General features: G+C 71.2%; 15 protein-coding genes. 5 read left to right on the forward strand and 10 right to left on the reverse strand.

Annotated features, from left to right (window positions below; all coding sequences use genetic code 11):
- Window positions 1-51: 51 nt before the first annotated feature.
- Window positions 52-1,236, forward strand: a complete 1,185-nt coding sequence (locus ABZ815_RS30440) for an alpha/beta hydrolase (RefSeq protein ID WP_357703904.1) — start codon at window positions 52-54, stop codon at window positions 1,234-1,236.
- A gap of 23 nt (window positions 1,237-1,259) precedes the next feature.
- Here the strand turns inward: ABZ815_RS30440 and ABZ815_RS30445 are convergent, their stop codons facing one another.
- From ABZ815_RS30445 to ABZ815_RS30455, 3 genes are all read right to left on the reverse strand, one after another.
- On the reverse strand, window positions 1,260-2,717 hold the full coding sequence (locus ABZ815_RS30445) for an FAD-binding protein (protein WP_357703906.1): 1,458 nt from the start codon (window positions 2,715-2,717) through the stop codon (window positions 1,260-1,262).
- Window positions 2,718-2,916: 199 nt separating this feature from the next.
- Window positions 2,917-3,936, reverse strand: coding sequence for a zinc-binding dehydrogenase (locus tag ABZ815_RS30450; RefSeq protein WP_357703908.1), 1,020 nt, complete (start codon window positions 3,934-3,936; stop codon window positions 2,917-2,919).
- A gap of 23 nt (window positions 3,937-3,959) precedes the next feature.
- Window positions 3,960-4,583 (reverse strand): polysaccharide deacetylase family protein, encoded by a 624-nt coding sequence (locus tag ABZ815_RS30455; RefSeq protein ID WP_357703910.1) that lies wholly within the window; start codon window positions 4,581-4,583, stop codon window positions 3,960-3,962.
- A 126-nt stretch (window positions 4,584-4,709) separates the two neighbouring features.
- Here ABZ815_RS30455 and ABZ815_RS30460 point away from each other — a divergent pair, with 126 nt between their 5' ends.
- Genes ABZ815_RS30460 through ABZ815_RS30475 form a run of 4 tightly spaced genes read left to right on the forward strand, consistent with a single transcriptional unit; the run spans window position 4,710 to window position 8,797 of the window.
- A complete protein-coding gene (locus ABZ815_RS30460; RefSeq protein ID WP_357703912.1) occupies window positions 4,710-5,480 on the forward strand; it encodes a GntR family transcriptional regulator in 771 nt (256 codons plus the stop codon).
- The gene (locus ABZ815_RS30465) at window positions 5,477-6,850 is read left to right on the forward strand and encodes an extracellular solute-binding protein (RefSeq protein ID WP_357703914.1); all 1,374 of its coding nucleotides are present in this window, start codon (window positions 5,477-5,479) and stop codon (window positions 6,848-6,850) included. Before ABZ815_RS30460 ends, ABZ815_RS30465 begins: the two co-directional genes overlap by 4 nt.
- Window positions 6,835-7,761, forward strand: a complete 927-nt coding sequence (locus ABZ815_RS30470; protein WP_357703916.1) for a sugar ABC transporter permease — start codon at window positions 6,835-6,837, stop codon at window positions 7,759-7,761. The genes ABZ815_RS30465 and ABZ815_RS30470 overlap by 16 nt, the downstream gene beginning before the upstream one ends.
- 4 nt (window positions 7,762-7,765) lie before the next feature.
- Window positions 7,766-8,797: a carbohydrate ABC transporter permease gene (locus ABZ815_RS30475; protein WP_357703917.1), complete on the forward strand. Its 1,032-nt coding sequence runs from the start codon at window positions 7,766-7,768 to the stop codon at window positions 8,795-8,797.
- 19 nt (window positions 8,798-8,816) lie between these two features.
- On the opposite strand, the gene ABZ815_RS30480 is transcribed toward ABZ815_RS30475, so the two are convergent.
- From ABZ815_RS30480 to ABZ815_RS30510, 7 genes are all read right to left on the reverse strand, one after another.
- Window positions 8,817-9,701, reverse strand: coding sequence for a hypothetical protein (locus ABZ815_RS30480; RefSeq protein WP_357703919.1), 885 nt, complete (start codon window positions 9,699-9,701; stop codon window positions 8,817-8,819).
- Between the two features lie 127 nt (window positions 9,702-9,828).
- On the reverse strand, window positions 9,829-10,794 hold the full coding sequence (locus ABZ815_RS30485; RefSeq protein WP_357703921.1) for an ABC transporter permease subunit: 966 nt from the start codon (window positions 10,792-10,794) through the stop codon (window positions 9,829-9,831).
- A gap of 17 nt (window positions 10,795-10,811) precedes the next feature.
- Complete coding sequence (locus ABZ815_RS30490) at window positions 10,812-11,774, reverse strand: ABC transporter ATP-binding protein (RefSeq protein ID WP_357703923.1); 963 nt, start codon at window positions 11,772-11,774, stop codon at window positions 10,812-10,814.
- Window positions 11,771-12,163 (reverse strand): GntR family transcriptional regulator, encoded by a 393-nt coding sequence (locus ABZ815_RS30495; RefSeq protein WP_357703925.1) that lies wholly within the window; start codon window positions 12,161-12,163, stop codon window positions 11,771-11,773. The genes ABZ815_RS30490 and ABZ815_RS30495 overlap by 4 nt, the downstream gene beginning before the upstream one ends.
- 99 nt (window positions 12,164-12,262) lie before the next feature.
- A complete protein-coding gene (locus ABZ815_RS30500) occupies window positions 12,263-12,619 on the reverse strand; it encodes a metalloregulator ArsR/SmtB family transcription factor (protein ID WP_357703927.1) in 357 nt (118 codons plus the stop codon).
- Complete coding sequence (locus ABZ815_RS30505; RefSeq protein WP_357703929.1) at window positions 12,616-13,530, reverse strand: 2-dehydropantoate 2-reductase N-terminal domain-containing protein; 915 nt, start codon at window positions 13,528-13,530, stop codon at window positions 12,616-12,618. Before ABZ815_RS30505 ends, ABZ815_RS30500 begins: the two co-directional genes overlap by 4 nt.
- Before the next feature lie 83 nt (window positions 13,531-13,613).
- A complete protein-coding gene (locus ABZ815_RS30510) occupies window positions 13,614-16,472 on the reverse strand; it encodes an NACHT domain-containing protein (protein WP_357703931.1) in 2,859 nt (952 codons plus the stop codon).
- Between the last annotated feature and the right edge of the window lie 169 nt (window positions 16,473-16,641).

The raw sequence follows: 16,641 nt of genomic DNA on the forward strand, positions 1-16,641 counted from the left end.
TTGTCTTTCGGGCATGTGGGGGGTGGTGGCGTCGTTTCTACAGTTCCGTGCATGATCAGAACTCGCCGTAACCCCGCACCTTTCCTCCTCGCCCTGGCGCTGGCCCTCCCGGCGGCGGCCGCATCGCCCGCCGCCGCCTCCACCGCGGACACCTCCGACGTACGCGTCGCGATCCCGCGGCCCACCGGCCAGTACGAAGTGGGGCGCGACACCCTGCATCTCGTCGACGCCGGCCGCCGCGACCCGTGGATGCCCGCGGCCGCACGCGAGCTGATGGTGTCGGTGTACTTCCCGGCGCGCACCGGCGGGAGCGCCGCGCCGTACATGACCGTCGACGAGGCTCGGCTGCTTCTCAAGGGGCAGAGGCTCGACACCGTCTTCAAGGCCGAGCAGCTCGCCGACGTCAGCACGAACGCGCACCTGAACGCTCGTCCCGTCGGCGGCAGGCACCCCTTGGTGGTGCTCTCCCCGGGGTTCACCCTCAACCGGGCCACCCTGACCACCCTCGCCGAGGACCTCGCCTCCAAGGGCTACGTCGTCGCCCTTGTGGATCACGCCTACGAGTCGTTCGGCGCGACCTTCCCCGGCGGTCGTACCCTGACCTGCGTCGCATGCGAGACGGTGGAGAGCGCCCCCACCGACGAGGCGGAGAAGGAGCTGATGGCCAAGGCCTCGGTCAGCCGGGCAGCCGACCTGTCCTTCGTGATCGACCGGCTGACCCGCCCCGTACGGTCCGCGCCCGCCTGGAGGCACTGGCAGATGATCGACCCGCGCCGGATCGGCGCCGCGGGCCACTCGCTCGGCGGCAACGCCGCGGCGAGCGTCATGGCCGCCGACCAGCGGGTCCGCGCCGGGGCGAACTTGGACGGCTCGTTCTTCGCCCCGGTCCCGGTCTCCGGGCTCGACGGGCGGCCGTTCCTCATGCTCGGCACCAAGGTCCAGCACTCACCCGGCTCCGCCGACACCACCTGGGGACGGGACTGGCCACGCCTGGACGGCTGGAAGCGCTGGCTGACCGTGGCCGACTCCGGCCACTTCACCTTCATCGACCTGCCCATCCTGGGCGCCCAGGTCGGGATCGTGGACCCTTCCGCGCCCCTGTCGGGCAAGCGATCGGGCGAGATCACCACGGCGTACGTCGGCGCCTTCTTCGACCAGCACCTCCGCGGCAAGAACCAGCCCCTGCTGAACGGCCCGTCACCCGCCAACCCGGAAGTCGCCTTCCAGAACCCCTGAGGCCGGGTCGGCGGGCGGGGACGTCACGGTCCCGGAGGGAAGACGCCCTGGCCCGGGGTGAGGATTCCGTCGGGGTCGTAGCGTTCATGGGCCGCCTCGAAGGCGGCCCATGCGGGGCCGTAGTGGGTGCGCCACTCCTCGGGCGTGGTGGGTATGGAGCCGACCGGGTACTGGTAACCCCCGGCGGCTCGGGCGCGCAGGTAGAGGGAACGGTTGGCCTCCACCATGTCCTCCGGGCTCCCGGCTCCGTGCGAGGCGGTTCTGAGCAGGGTGAAGAGGAACACCGTCTCCTCGTCGGGCACGCGCAGCAGGGGCAGGCGCAGGCGGGCGCGGGGGAAGGGATAGAGCAGGACCACGCCGCTGGCGCCGACCTCGGTCTCGGTCAGGTCCTCGATGACGGCCTCCACGAAGGCGTCGGTGCGGCTCGCCGGCAGGAACATGTTCCACCAGGGGTGCGGGCGGTACCACTCGCCTGCGGACTTCAGATCGGCGACGCCCGCGGCGAGCCGGTTGAGGAAGTCGAAGTAGGACATGTCCTGGATCTGCCGGTCGCCGGGCTGGTCGCCCAGGCCGTCGAGCAGTTTGGCGTCGTCGGGCGGGGTCGAACCGTCGAAGAAGGCGACCGCTTCAAGCTGGTGACTCCAGCCGGCGGAGCCGGTGGGCAGCCCGAGCTCTCCCTCCACGTAGGCGAAGCGGCCGTCGTGGACCACGCGCCGCTGGTCGGCGGTCAGCGCGGCCACGCTCGGGTAGGAGAGCAGGTAGTGGCGGACCGTCGCGGGGGCGGGCCGCAGGCGCATGGTGACCCTGGTGATGATGCCGCACTGTCCTCTGCCGGCCAGCACCGCATGAAAGAGGTCGCGGCGCAGTTGCGCGGAACATCTCCTCAGGGCGGCGTCCCCCGTGACGACCTCCAGTTCCACGACGTTGTCCGCCTGGGATCCGTGGTGGTGGGTCTGGCCGCCGAGACCGCCCACCGAGAGCGTGCCGCCGACCGAGAGCTCCAGGTAGTCGGTGAAGACCGGAGGGGTCAGGCCATGGGCCAGGGTTGCCTGCGCCAAGCTGCTCCAGAGCGCGCCCGCCTCCACGACGGCCGTGTCCTCCCGCACCTCGACCGCGTTGAGCGGGGTCATGTCGACGATCAGACCGCCCTCTACCTGGCCCTGGCCGAAGGTGGCGTGTCCCTGACCGCGCGCGGCCACCTGGAGGCCGTGCGTCCGGCAGTACCTCATCATCAGCATGATGTCCGTGACGTCGCCGGGCTCCAGCACGGCCCTGGGGGTCCGATGGATCAGGTGCCCGAAGTCGTCGGCCGCCTGGCCGCGGGAGGCGGGATCGGTCATCACCTTGCCCTTCAGCAGCGGCAGGTCGACCATCCCCTGAGACTGTGCGGCGTCGGTGACCCACGTGCGCGTGGACGGGTCGAAGCCGACCACGGCCGCCCCCGTCGCGAGGAACGTCCGTCTCCACGGGTGCCACGTCATGTCCGACCCCTTCGCAGCGCGGTCACGTCGCGTCGATAATCGCCGACGGCAACCGGCGACGCTACCCGAACGAAACCGGATGACAGCCACAAAAGGCTTACTCCGGCGCCGCGGGCCTCGACGAGCAAGCCGGGCGGCAGGCGAGCACATCAAGGCAGGACGGACCGGGCGATCTCCGCGCTTGCGGGCCAGGGCCGGGTCACTGTTCCCCTTTCGCGTCGGTCCAGTCGAAGCAGAGTGCTCCGGCCGGTGCGCCGCCGTCCCGCAGGCGTGCGTAGGTGGCTGCCGCGTCCATGGGGGACACCCGCTCGGAGATCATCCCGGCGGTGCGGAACGTGCCGGAGGCGAGGCGGCGGAAGTACAACCCGGTCACCGCGTCGCGGTTGAGCGGGCCGGCTGACGGGTCGTCGGAGACGAGGTCGGCGTGCGCCCCGAGGATGGTCAGCGAGTTGCTGACCACGCCGGGGCCGAGCATCTGCCGGGACGGCGTGGGCGTGTCGCCGAGAAGGACGACCCGGCCCAGCGTCCGGGCCAGTCGTACGGCCTGGGAGAGCACGGCGGGGTTGCCGGTGACGTCGAAGACCACCTCGGCGAGCCGGCCGCCGGTCAGGTCGGCGACGGCGGCGCGGGCGTCGGCCGCGGTGGCCGTGAGCAGGTCGCTCGCGCCGCTCGCCCGCGCCAGGTCGAGCCGCCTGGCATCGGTGTCGACGGCGACGACGCGGGAGGCTCCGTGCGCGACCGCGTACTGGACGACCAGCTGACCCACCGGGCCGAGTCCGAGGACCACGACCGTCTCGCCCAGGGTGATCGCGGCTCTGGCGATGCCCGCCGCCGCGGTGACGACGAGGGGGACCCACACCGCTTCCTCGGCCGTCACGCCGCCGGGCAGCAGCCGGGCCTCGCGCTCGGTGAGTGTGACCAGTTCCTGGTGGGCCGCGTAGCCCTGCACGCGGTCGCCGGGACGTAACGCCGTGACGCCTTCGCCGACCGCCTCCACGATCCCGGCCATGCTGTACCCGGGCCGGAACGGGTAACGCACCCACTCCTCCCAGTTGGTGCCGGGGTCGAACTCGCCGCGCAGACAGGCCAGCTCGGTGCCGGGGCTGATCAGCGACAGCGTGGTGCGGCACAGCACTTCGCCGAAGCCCGGAGGAGCGACGTCCTCGTGCGCCACTCGCACCTGGCCCGGCTTCGGGAACTCCACGAACAACGACCTCATCGGCCCCTCCCACGGTGGGCGGTTCATGCGAGTTCGTCCATGCGGACAAACCGGGCACCGGCCGCGCGCAGACCGTCGATGACCAGCGGCAGGGCACGGCCGGTGGCCTTGGTCCATGGATGGAACAGCACCACGGCGCCGTCGCCGTGCGCGGTGGCCTCCTCGATGACCAGGCGGGCGACGCCCGGCCCGGTGGCCTTGCCGCGCCAGTCCAACGGGTCCACGTGCCAGCTCGTCTCCCGGTAGCCGAGCCGGTCCAGTGCGGACCGGATCGCCGGGTCCTCGCTGCCGTCGCCGAACGGGCAGCGGAACCAGGGACGCGGGTCGTGGCCGGTGGCGCGGCGGATGGCGCGTTCGGCGCGCTGTACGTCCAGCTTGAAGGCCTTGGGCGACAACCAGCTCATCGGCGCGTGGTGATGGGAGTGGTTGCCGATCAGGTGACCGCGGGCGGCCAGCTCTTCGGCCAGCGAGGGGTTGGCCTGGGCCCAGCGCCCTTGGATGAACATGGTCCCCACGGTCTTGCGCTCGGTGAGCGTTTCGAGCACGTGCCGGGTGCCGTCCGGGTGAGCGGGCTGGTCGCCGTGCTCGACGTCGAAGGTCAGCGCCACTCGCCAGGGCGCCGGTCGGGTTAGGGGTGACTGCGTCACGCCTTGCACCTGCCTCTGAGTCGGGGCCGCCTTGACAGAGGTAGCGGCTGTGATCAGTGTCGGTGTTGCTGACAACATTGTCATCAAACAACCGCTTGGCAGATTCCGGAAGGAAGCGAACGCCCGATGGCCCGCTATCGGCTCGAAGCCGGTCCGATCCCCCTCCACCACCAGGTCTACCTGGACCTGAGCACCGCGCTCGACGAGGGGGAATGGCAGGCCGGAGACCGCCTGCCACCGGAAAGAGAGCTGGCCCGCCGCTACGGATGCAGCCTCATCCCGGTCCGGCGGGCCCTGGCCGAGCTGGCCCGCGAGGGCCGCTTGGAGCGCACCCGCGGACGCGGCACGTTCGTCCTGCACTCCCGGCTGGAAGTCGACATGGGCACCAGCCAGAGCTTCGCCGACCTCATGCACATGCACGGCATGGACCCGGACACCAGGCTGATCGAGTCCGGGATCGAGAGGCCGGGAGAGATGGTCGCCGCCGCACTGGCCCTGACCGCCGGCGCGCAGGTCGTCTACCTTGAGCGCCTGCGCATCGCCAACGGCGAGCCGCTGATCCTGGAGCAGGTCTACCTGCCGGCCGACCGCTTCGCCGGGCTGCTCGACCACGACCTCGAACGCAACTCCCTCTACAGCCTGCTGGGCGAGCACTACGGGGCCAGGATCGTGCGCGCCCGCGAGGTCATCGAGCCGGTACGGCTGCGCGCCCACGAGGCCCGCCTGCTCGACCAGCCGGTGGAACGCCCCGCCATGCTCGTCGAGGGGATCGCCTTCGGCCCCGGCGACGAGCCCGTCGAGTTCACCCGCAGTTACGTGAGAGGCGACCGCGCCCGCCTCTCCTTCGAGCTCTCCATCGCCCGCCCCCCGAACCCCAGCCTCGGGAGAGACACGTGAATCGGTTATCGAACGCCCTGGTCGCGATCGCATCAGCCGTGGCACTGGCCGCCTGCGGCTCCGCCTCCCCGCCGAGCGGTGACGCCGCGACGGTGGAGCTGCGCTGGTACTGCTGCCTGGGCACCGGCGAGCAGGCCGAGCAGGTCAAGGTGCAGCAGAAGGTGATCGAGAAGTTCCACGCCGCCCAGCGCAGGATCAGGGTGAAGCTCGAGGTCGTCACCTACGACTCCGCCCGCGACACGCTCGCCACCCAGATCGCCTCCGGCAACGGGCCCGACCTCGCCGGTCCCGTCGGTGTCGGTGGCGCCGCCGCCTTCCACGGCCAGTGGCTCGATCTGGCTCCCCTCATCAAGTCCAGCGGCTTCGACCTCAGCCCGTACGCCAAGGGCAGCGCCGACCTCTACCGGATCGGCTCCGTGCAGGAGGGAATCCCCTTCGCGATCTACCCGTCGACCCTGTACTACAAGGCCGACATGTTCGAGGAGGCCGGTCTGGCCGAGCCGCCGCACAAGTACGGCGAGAAGTACACCTGGCCCGACGGCCGCCAGAGCGAGTGGAACTACGACACGCTCAGGGAACTGGCCCTCAGGCTCACCGTCGACAAGAACGGCAAGGACGCCACCCAGGCGGGATTCGACCCCGGCGAGATCGTGCAGTACGGCTTCGAACCGGCCCGCGACGACCTGCGCTACCAGGGCGCCGCCTTCGCCTCCGGATCGCTGGACACGGGCGACGGCAAGACCGTGAAGATCCCCGACGCCTGGGCCGACGCCTGGCGCTTCTTCTACGACGGCATGTGGAAGGACCGGTTCATCATGACCGGCCCCGTCTTCGAGAGCGAGCAGTTCAACGGGGACGGCGCCTCCTTCTTCTCCGGGCACGTCGCGATGAGCGTCAACTTCCTGTGGTCCACCTACGGCGTGGCCGGCGCCGGCGACGACTGGGACCTGGCCGCGATGCCCTCGTACAAGGGCAGGACCACCTCGCCCACCAGCGCGGACACCTTCCGGATCCTGTCCGGCAGCAAACACCCCGCCGAGGCCTTCGAGTTCCTGGCCTACCTGGTCGGCCCGGCCTCCCAGGAACTGCTCTCGGCGTACGGCGCGATGCCCGCCCGTACCGCCGACCAGGAGGCCTTCTTCGCCAAGCTGGCCGGGCAGTTCACCCACAAGGTCGACTGGCAGGTCGCCAAGGACAGCGTGGCGTTCGCCGACAACCCGCACTCGGAGTCGTACACGCCCAAGTACAACCAGACGCTCACCATCCTCGGCACCTACCGCAGCCGCTGGATGACCAAGGGCGGGCTCGACATGAACGCCCAGCTCAAGGAGATGCGCGAGGAGATCCAGGCGGCGTGGAACCGCTCATGAGGGGCGAGACGATGTCCCGGCCGGCCCGCCGGGAGGCCCGGTACGGATTCCTGTTCGTCCTTCCGTGGATCATCGGGTTCCTCGCGTTCACGGCGCTGCCGATGGCGGCCACGTTCGTCTTCACCTTCCTCAACATCTCGCTGGCCGAGCAGGAGCCGCTCATGTTCGTCGGCCTGGCGAACTACCGGCGGCTCTTCGCCGACCAGCAGGCGTGGGCCTCGCTGTGGGTGACCGCCCGCTTCGCCCTGCTCTGGCTGCCGCTGGTCGTCGCCCTGCCGTTCCTGCTCGCGGTCGCGGTCAACAGCAGGTACCTGCGCGGCGCCGGGCTGGTGCGGGTGCTGCTGTTCATGCCGTACGTGGTGCCGTTCGTGGCCGGCGCGCTGATCTGGCAGAACATGCTGGTCGACGACGGCTGGATCAACACCGCGCTGCACTGGCTGGGCGTGGGCGGTGCGCCGAGCTGGCTGAGCGACCCCGCCTGGGTGATCCCCGGGCTCGCCATGATCGGCCTGTGGGGGCTCGGCTCGGGCATCATCATCAACCTGGCGGGGCTGCGCGGCATCCCCACCGAGTTGTACGACGCCGCCCGGCTCGACGGCGCCGGATGGTGGCGCCGGCTGTGGCACGTGACGATCCCGATGATGTCGCCGGTGATCTTCTACACGCTGGTCCTCGCGGTCGTCGAGGTCATGCAGTACTTCCTCATCCCGCTGGTGCTCTTCAACGGCACCGGCGACCCCGGCGGCGCGACCCGCTTCTTCAACCTCTACCTGTACCAGACCTTCTTCACCTATCAGGAGATGTCCTACGGCTCGACGCTGGCGTGGTTGTTGTTCGTCATCACCCTCGTCGTGACCCTGGTGCTGTTCCGGCTGTCCAGGCGGTGGGTCCACTACACGAGCGAGAGGTGACCCGGTGACCCCGACCCCGGCCCGCCGCATCCGGACGGCGCTGATGACGATCGTGATGTTCGGCGTCGTCGTGGCGTTCCTGTCGCCGCTCGTCCAGATGACGTTGTCGTCGCTGAAGAGCGAGCGGCAGGTCAGCCAGGCGCACGCGCCGCTGCTGCCGTCCGACCCGCGTACCTTCACCCATGAGGGCCGGCGGTACGACGTGTACCGGGTGCCGGTCGACGGCGCGGTCCGCGAACTCGCCCTGGTGAAGAAGGGGCGCGCCGAGAGCGAGTTCGTCGACCCGGCGGCGCCGGAGAAGGGGACCGTCACCTGGCGGGGTTCCTGGCGCACCCTCGAACCCAGCTGGACCCTGGCGCCGCATTGGTCGAACTACGCCGCGGTCTGGAAACTCATCGACTTCCCCCGGCTGCTGCTCAACACCATCGCCCTCGCGGTGATCAGCACGATCGGGACCGTTCTGTCGTGCACGCTGGTCGCCTACGGCTTCGCCCGCTTCCGCTTCCCCGGCCGCGGACCGCTGTTCACCCTGCTCATCGCCACGATCTTCCTGCCGACCGCGGTGACACTGATCCCGACCTATGCGATCTTCGCCCACATCGGATGGGTGGGCACCTGGCTGCCGCTGCTCGTGCCGGCCTTCTTCGGCAACGCCTACAGCGTCTTCCTGCTACGGCAGTACTTCCTGACCATCCCCCGCGAGATGGACGAAGCGGCCTCGATCGACGGCGCCGGACCGCTGCGCACGTTGCGTTCGGTGATCGTGCCGCAGGCGTGGCCGGCGATCGCCGCCGTCACCCTGTTCAACTTCGTCTACACCTGGAACGACTACTTCACCCCGCTCATCTACCTCTCCGGCCGGCCCGAGCTCCAGCCGCTGCAGGTGGGCCTGGCCGCCTTCAACGGCCTGTACTCGACGAAACCCGCCTACATCCAGGCCGGCGCCATGATGACGATCGCCGTCCCAGTGATCCTCTTCATCTGTTTCCAGCGCACGTTCGTGCGCGGCATCATGAGCACCGGGGTGGAGAAATAGGCGGCCGTCGGCGTGCGGGTCAGCACCCGTCCATCCGCGCTCCGGGCACGGCGGTGGCGGGGGCCGCGGGCAGGCCCGGTTGGGCCCAGAGCAGGTAGGAGACGGCACCGGCGTCCTCGGCGGGGCCGATCCAGAAGGCTTCGGTCTGCTTCGGGACGGCGAGGCCGTAGTGCCCGGCGTTGGTCCTGACGCACCAGGAGCGGTCCGGGGTTCCCGGCTGCCAGTCCTGGAACTCGCTCGTCCAGGCCGTCGCGGGTATGGACATGCAGGCGTGCAGCGTCGGCCGGCCGGTCCCGGCGAACCGCGCGGCCGTCGCCCCGTTGACCAGTTTCGGACCCACGTCGAACCCGAACGTCTCGATCTGGATGTCCGCCGCGCGAGCCTCGGGCGAGTCGTCCGGCGAGGTGCGGCCGGTGTCGAGGTCGAGGGAGCCGTCCAGGTCGCCGGGGACGGTGCCGCGCACCGCGACCTCGTCGCCGTTCCCGGCGTCGGTGACGGTGACCTCCGCCGCGGTGCCACGCGGGATGACCACCTTGATCTGCCGCTCCTTGACGTAGAGGTCCACGTGCCTGAGCTGCGCGCCGTTCACGCCGACCTTGAGCTCGTGATCGGTGCCGAGCTCGAACACGCTCGTCCGCTGCTGCCCGTGGAGGGTCTGCTCGATCAGCAGCCACGTCCTGTCCTTCGGGACCGCGTGCTCGATGAGGTAGCGCGCCAGGGCGTCCGCCGCGAACAGGCCGAGACTGACCGCGATCCCCGGGATCGCCTTGGGCACCACCTCGGGCAGGACGGCGAGGACGATGGGCGAATAGGACTCGTAGACGCCGGCGATCGCCTTCGCGGCGCAGTCGCTCTGGTCGCAGCCCGAGATCAGGCCGCCGATCAGGACGCAGGTGACGGCCATGGATGCTGTGTGTCGAGACATGGTTCGTCCCCCGCCGGTCGCGTCGCCCGGCTCCAGGATCGGCCTGCGTCCGCGCCCTGGCAAGGGCAGGGCTCGCCATGGGCGCCGGCCCTGGCCTCGTCCGGGTTCAGATGCGGGGCCGAAGGGTGCGCCGGACGGCGACGCCGCCCAACGCGAGAGCGGGGATGAGCAGGATTCCCGCCTCGGTCAACTGGAACCGCCAGAACCGGCCCGCCGGGTGAAACTCGGCCACCTGCCGAAAGCCGTGACGGAATGAGCATTTAGCGTACTTCTTCGTCGTCTCGTCCGTCCCACAGAGGCCGGCGAGCGCGAGCGTCCTGTCCTGAGAGGTGTACTGCCTGCCGCTCCGGTCGATCCAGTAGTCGTCCACGGACAGGGAGCCCTCCGGCGTGAGTGCGTCGATGACCTCGGCCTGCACGGCTCGTACCGGCGCCGCGTACGAGGACGGCGCCCTGAGGAGCCCGAAGAAGGCCAGCGCGCACACCGCCAGGGTCACCGCCATCGCCGGCAGGGTCCGCCGGAACAGCGCGCCGGCGGCCATGCCGAGCAGGAACGCGGACAACCACCAGGCCGCCGGCACGATGCCGACCAGGCGGAACCAGCGCGGGTCGAAGCGGTCGACGTTGAAGGGTGCGACATCGAAGGCCGCCAGCCACGGACTCACGGCGCAGGCCAGCACCAGCCCGCCGAGCGTGACCGCCGCACCGAGCCCGACGATCTTGGCCGCCAGCCAGCGCCGCCGTGTCACCGACTGCGTCCAGGCCAGCTGGTGCGTGCCCTGCTCGAACTCCCGGGCCAGCAGCGGAGCACCCCAGAAGGCGCCGATCATGGCCGGGGCCAGCAGCGGAAGCCAGCTGAGGAGTTCGCCCACCGGCCGGATGCGCTCGTTCATCTCCACGAGGTAGGCGCTGCACTCGGGCGTGTCGGCCACGCAGTCGGCTGCCGGGGCGTGCTGGGCGGCGAAGCCGGCCGCGCCCAGACCATTGATGAGCAGAACCGCGCCGAGGACGGCCAGCGCCGCCATGGTGACCAGCAGCTGCGTGCGGTGCTGCCGCCAGGTGAGCCACAACACTTCCAGTTCTCCTCAGGTCAGGAAACGGTCAAAGCCGGACGGGGTAGCGAGGTGGCGTCGGGGCGGCGCAGGTAGGCCAGCACCAGCTCCTCCAGGCTCACACCGGACGATCTCCATCGCGGGTCGAGCAACGGCGATTCCGGGCCGGTGCGGGCCAGCAGGTCGGCCTGCCGTTCGCTGCGGCTGTCGCTGATCACCGGCATCCGGGCCGCCACCCCGTCGGCGAGCTCGGCCGGGCCGGACAACATCCGGTGGGTGGCGAGCAGTTCGTCGACCTCGCCGCTGATCTGGACCTGGCCGCGGTTGAGCACCACCAGCCAGTCGCAGGCGTTGGTGAGGTCGGAGACCACGTGAGAGGACAGCACGACCGTCATCCGGGTCTCGGCGACCGCCGTCATCAGGGAGCGCATCACGTCGTGCCGGGCCACGGGGTCGAGGTTGGCGAGCGGCTCGTCCATGACCAGCAGATCCGGCCGTTTGGCCACGGCGATGGTCAGCGCGACCTGCGCCTGCTGGCCGCCGGAGAGCTTGCCCACCTTGCGGTTCAGCGGGAGGTCCAGTTCCGCCAGCCGTTGCCGGGCGAAGGCGTCGTCCCATCCCGGATTGAGATGGTGTCCGAACCGGAGCATCTCGGCGACGGTGAAGCCGCCGTAGAGGGGCTTGTCCTGGGCCAGGAACGCCACCCGCGCCAAAGCCGCCGCCCGCTGCCCGACCGGTTCGCCGAAGACGCGCACGCTGCCCCGGGTGGGGGTGATCAGCCCGGCGACCAGATGCAGGAACGTGGACTTGCCCGCGCCGTTCGGTCCGACGAGCGCGATGACCCGGCCGGCGGGGACGGACAGCGTGCAGTCGCGTAACGCCCATGTGCCCCGATACCGCTTGGCGAGCCCCATGGCCTCCAGAGCGGTCGGGCCCTGCGCGAGGGCGGTGAACTCACCGGAGCCGCCGCCGAACATCCTGACTGTCCGATCCGCTGTCATGCGATCCCCTCCTGGGCGGGGTCGGCGAGCGCCGAGGCGAACAGCGCCTCCATGTCTCCTTGGTCGAGCCCGGCTTCGCGGCAGTCGTGCACCCACCGGGCGAGGTCGTGGAAGAGCCGGGTGTGATCGGCCGTGGATCCGCTGCCCAGGGACCGCCGGACGAACGTGCCCAGCCCGGGCCGGCCGACGACGAGGCCCTCGTGTTCGAGTTCGCGGTAGGCCTTGGCCACGGTGTTCGGGTTGATCGCGAGGTCGCCGACGACCTCCTTGATCGTCGGCAGCCGATCACCCGGCTTGAGCACACCGAGCCGCAGGGCGTGTTTGACCTGATGCACCAGTTGGAGATAGGTCGCCACACCAGAGCTCGGGTCGAGGCGAAACTTGATCACCGCAATACCCTTTTCCTATTAGATTAGTAAAAGGGTATTGACGTCCGCGATCTTCGTCAACCGGGAGCAGGCGCCTTCGGGCCGCCCGCTCCCGGCGCTCTACTGGCTGTTCGGCTGGTCCCCCAGGTCGGACGCGCAGGAGATGATCGTCGTGATGAGGTCGCGCATCGGGGTCAGGAGGTCCGGGTAGGCCGTGGCGTTGAGGTCGTACAGGCGCAGGGTGCCCTTGCGCCGCACCGTCAGCAGATCCGCGTCGCGCAGGATCTTGAGATGGTGGGAGGTGGCGGGTTGGGACAGCTCCAGGTGCGCGGCGATGTCGCCGACGCTGCGCGGGGCCGCCGACTCCAGCAGGAAGACGACGATCTCCTGCCTGCGCTCGTCCCCCAGGGCGGTGAACAGCGGCCGGGTCCGCGCGAACAGCGCGAGGACGTCCCGGGCGTCGATGGAGCCGCTCATGCGGGCAGCGAGTCGCGCAGGGCGGACAGCCGGCCGACCGGCAGCGACCTGGCGGCGCCTTCGGCGATCCAGCCGTCCAGCATCAGCCGCGTCTGCGCGCTCACCTTCGTGAAATGCGTCTCCAGGTAGCGTCGCAGGTCGAGGGGGAGCAGCCAGGGCAGCACGCGCAACGCCAGCCCCACCGCCCAGGACGGGACGGAGAGGGGAGCGCGCAGTCCGTGCTGGGCGGAGACGACGCCGGCGGCCTCCCGGACGGCCGCGGCGGCGCGCCGCAACCCGGTGCTCGACGCGGGCAACCGCCAGCCGGAGGACTCCAGCTCGGCGATGTAGGGGATCATCCGGGCGGCGGTGAGCTCCCCCGTGCCGGCCCGCGTCACCTGCCTGGCCCGTACGCCGCCGGCCCGGAGCGCGGCGACGACCTGCGGGGCACGCGCTCCGGTGACGCCCGTCGCCGAACCCGGCGGCACCCAGTACGCGACCCCCGGCCCCGGGACCTCCCGCTCCAGCGGCGCCTGGTAGGCGAGCAGCATCGGGGTCACCTGGACGATCTGCTCCTGTGGCCAGACTCGGGCGAGGGTGTGCAGATCGCCCGGATCCTGGCCGATGGTGACCACCGTGGCCGTGCCGGTCACCTCGCGCAGCGCACTCGTCCACTCGCCGCGCAGCGCGGGCGAGTCCACGCAGAGCCACACCATGTCCCACCGTTCGCGGGGCGGTTCGCTGCTCACCTCGTACGGCACGATCCGCTCGCCCACCGGGGCCCGCCCCCACCTGAGCCGGTACAGCGAAGCCCCTTCCCAGCCCTCCCGGCCCGGCCTCACGAGATAGCTGACCCGGGCCCCGGCCGCGGCCAGCCACGCCCCGAACACCTGCCCCAACGCCCCGGCCCCGACGATCAGCACCTTCGACATCTACACTCCATAGATCTAAATATTTGGATGTATAGAGCATTATCATCGCAGAAGCTGCGGGTGTCCGCGTACGGCCCCTTCGGTCAGGCTTCCGCCCGCTCGGCCAGCAGCCTGACGGCGACGGCGTCGCCCAGGTGGGCGTGGGCGCGGAGCACGGTGACGGCCTCCTCCTCCCGCCCTGCCATCGTCAGAAGACGGCTGAGCAACGGCAGGACGGCATGCGTCTCGACCGATCGCTCCGCCGGGACGGCGTATGGCAGGAGCAGGGCGACCGCGTCCTCCGGCCGTCCCTGCCGGGCGAGCAGCCGGGCGAGGCGGTGGGCCGCGTGCGGATCGCCCGCCGTGGCGCGCGCCCGCAGCTCCTCCACGCGCCCCTGTTCGGCCAGCAGCCGGGCCAGCCGGTCCCCGGCGGCGCGGTCGCCCCGGTCGGCTCGGTCGCGCAGTTCCTCGGTCCGGCCCTGCCGGGCCAGCAGCTCGGCCAGTGTGCCGGCCCAGTGGGGGTCCTGGTCGGGGTGGGCGTGGAGGAGGTCGATGGCCTCCTGGGCACCGTCCTGGCGGGCGAGGAGCCGAGCCAGTTGCGGCGCCGCGCCCCGCGCCGCGTGCGGACGCAGCACGGTGACGGCCTCCTCGATCCGGCCCTGCCGTTCCAGCAGGTAGGCCAGGATCGCCCAGGCGTGCCCGTCGCCCGCGTCGGCCCGGGCGCGCAGCTCCTCGACGCGGCCGTGCTCGGCCAGCAAGCGGGCCAGTTTGAGGCCGGCCGACGCGGCGGTGCCCGAGGCGCCGTGGTCGGCCCACGCGCCGAGCATGACGACGGCCTCCTCAAGCCTGCCCTCTTCGACCAGCCGGTCGGCGACGAGTGCGAGGGCGCCCGCGTCGCCCTGGCGGGCGCAGGCGTACAGATGCTCGGTATACGGGGTGGCGGTGAGGTGGTGTTGCAGCAGGGCGTGGCGGAACTGCCAGGCGGTCCCCGACTGACGCAGGGTTTGGCGCTGGTGCTGGTCTTCCAGGAACGCCCACAATCTCCAGGGGAGCCGCCCCTTCACGGCGAGACGAACATGGGTGATCTTGTAGTCGATCCAGGTCGACAGTCCCGCGCCGCAGGCCGCGAACCACCCGTAGACGGCTGCGGCGGTGACGGCGGTCCAGGGAGTCGCCGCCGGGGCCAGCGCCGCGGCGGAGGCGGCGAAGACCAGTGCGGCGGTGCCGCCGTGCTGGGCGGCGGCGACGGCGGTGGCGCGGTGGTTGGCGTTCAGCGTGGCGCGTGGCGTGGTGCTCCGCGGCCCGGTCCGCGACGGCAGGAACGGCACGACCAGGGTGAGCAGCCCGACGACCAGGGCGCCGGCCGCTCCCGCCTCCGGCTCGCCGGTCATGATCCCGGTCAGCAGCCCGGGCACGACGCCGAATCCGGCTCGCGACGTCATGACCCGGGAGCGGCGAACCGGTGTGTAGGAGGTGGGCGCGTACGGCGGGTAGGCGTGCGGCCAGAGTGGCCGCAGCAGGCCCGCCCCGGCGGCGGCCAGGGCGGCTGCCACGGTGAGCGCCGCCACACCCCCCGGTATCGCGCCGGCCGCCGCCGTGACGCCGGCGCCCACGACGGCGGCGATGACCGTCACGACCCGTACCCTGATCGTCTCCGCGTCGAAGGTGTACAGGTCGGGGGACAACTGCCACCAGACCAGTTCCGTCCTGCCCGCCAGCCGCAGGTGCAGGGCCAGCGACCCGAGCCAGCGCCTGGCCGCGGCGGAGGTGTGCCGTCGTGGCGGCCGCCCGTCGGGCGGCACCGGCCGGTCGGGGTCGTGGACACTCGTCACGAACGTGTCCATGAGCGCCGCGGTGACGGCTTCCCGGCCGCCGAGGCGAGTCAGGGCCGTGGGGTCGGCTTCCGCGGAGGTGTAGGCGGCACGGGCCAGCGACACCGTCAAGGCCGTGGACAGCACCCGTGCCAGCGGCCCGTCGGGGGCGTCACGCAGGTGGGTGAAGACCGGTTCCCAGCGATGCCGGAACGGCTCGGGGTGGGACAGGAACGCGATCACCTGTTCCACGTCGACCGGCATGATCTCCACGACCGCGGCCCGGGAGACGATCCGGCGGCCGGCGTCCACGGCTCGCTGGAATTCGCGGGGGCGGCAGGTGACCACCAGCGGTCGTCCCGTCGCGGCGAACTCGTCCAGTTTGCGCAGCGCCCGCTCCTGGGACTCGGCCGGAAGCTCGTCCAGGCCGTCCAGCACCGGCAGCAGCCGCCCCTCGCTCATCAGCAGGTCCATCAGGTGGCGGCCCTCCGGCAGGCCGGGCGGCATGGGGTAGTCCTCGGCCAGCCGCCGGGCCGTGAACCGGCGTACCGACTCCTCCCGCGGATCCCAGGACGTGGCCGGCAGCAGCACCGGGACCGGATCGTCCGCCGCCGACTGCTCGATCAGTCCGAGCGTGAGCAGCATCGCCAGGACGCTCTTGCCCGCGCCCGCCTCTCCGAGCACCACCAACTGCCGATGGGGCAGCCCGCGGAACTTCTCGACGATCTGCGTGATGTCGCCTTCCAGCGGCAGGTCCTGCCACGTGCTCTGCGGTTCGTCCAGCACCACCGGGCGCGCCTCCGCGACCGGTCGGCCGGTCGAGGACCACCGCACCCGCAACGGCACCGGCTGACGGACGCCCCGCAACACCGCCTCGTGCTCCCACTGCTCCCGCACCCGCCGCCGCAACTCCCCCACGGCGCCGCGCATCGCCGCCTCCTGGCTCGGCGGCACGGCGCGCGACCGCACGACCTGCGCCGCGACGGCGACCACGACCAGCACACCGGTCAACAGCCAGGTGGCCGGGGCCCACCACCAGGCCTTCAGCTCGACGGTGCCGGTCGCCAGGTTCCCCACCAGCCCGATCCCGACCGGCACCACCGCGAGCGCGACCGGCGACACCACCCAGCGGCCCCGACCTCCACTGCTCATGCACATCAGCATCCCGACCGAACGTCACCGGGACAACACTCTCCGGAACATCCGCGCGGCCCCCAAGGGTGCCGATCAAATCCCGGCCGCGGCGGAAGGTCCGATATGCGCTCCCCTTGCGTTTTCTCCCTTTGGGACGGATCATTTCGATCACCGGCTGAGCCGCTCA

This window comes from Nonomuraea sp. NPDC047529, assembly GCF_040642995.1.
Classification (GTDB): domain Bacteria; phylum Actinomycetota; class Actinomycetes; order Streptosporangiales; family Streptosporangiaceae; genus Nonomuraea.

Coding starts and splice junctions, on each gene's coding strand:
- ABZ815_RS30500 (WP_357703927.1), bottom strand. CDS start 12,619: ATGAGCGGCTCCATCGACGCCCGGGACGTCCTCGCGCTGTTCGCGCGG.
- ABZ815_RS30450 (WP_357703908.1), bottom strand. CDS start 3,936: ATGAGGTCGTTGTTCGTGGAGTTCCCGAAGCCGGGCCAGGTGCGAGTG.
- ABZ815_RS30510 (WP_357703931.1), bottom strand. CDS start 16,472: ATGAGCAGTGGAGGTCGGGGCCGCTGGGTGGTGTCGCCGGTCGCGCTC.
- ABZ815_RS30460 (WP_357703912.1), top strand. CDS start 4,710: ATGGCCCGCTATCGGCTCGAAGCCGGTCCGATCCCCCTCCACCACCAG.
- ABZ815_RS30505 (WP_357703929.1), bottom strand. CDS start 13,530: ATGTCGAAGGTGCTGATCGTCGGGGCCGGGGCGTTGGGGCAGGTGTTC.
- ABZ815_RS30490 (WP_357703923.1), bottom strand. CDS start 11,774: ATGACAGCGGATCGGACAGTCAGGATGTTCGGCGGCGGCTCCGGTGAG.
- ABZ815_RS30445 (WP_357703906.1), bottom strand. CDS start 2,717: ATGACGTGGCACCCGTGGAGACGGACGTTCCTCGCGACGGGGGCGGCC.
- ABZ815_RS30480 (WP_357703919.1), bottom strand. CDS start 9,701: ATGGCCGTCACCTGCGTCCTGATCGGCGGCCTGATCTCGGGCTGCGAC.
- ABZ815_RS30440 (WP_357703904.1), top strand. CDS start 52: ATGATCAGAACTCGCCGTAACCCCGCACCTTTCCTCCTCGCCCTGGCG.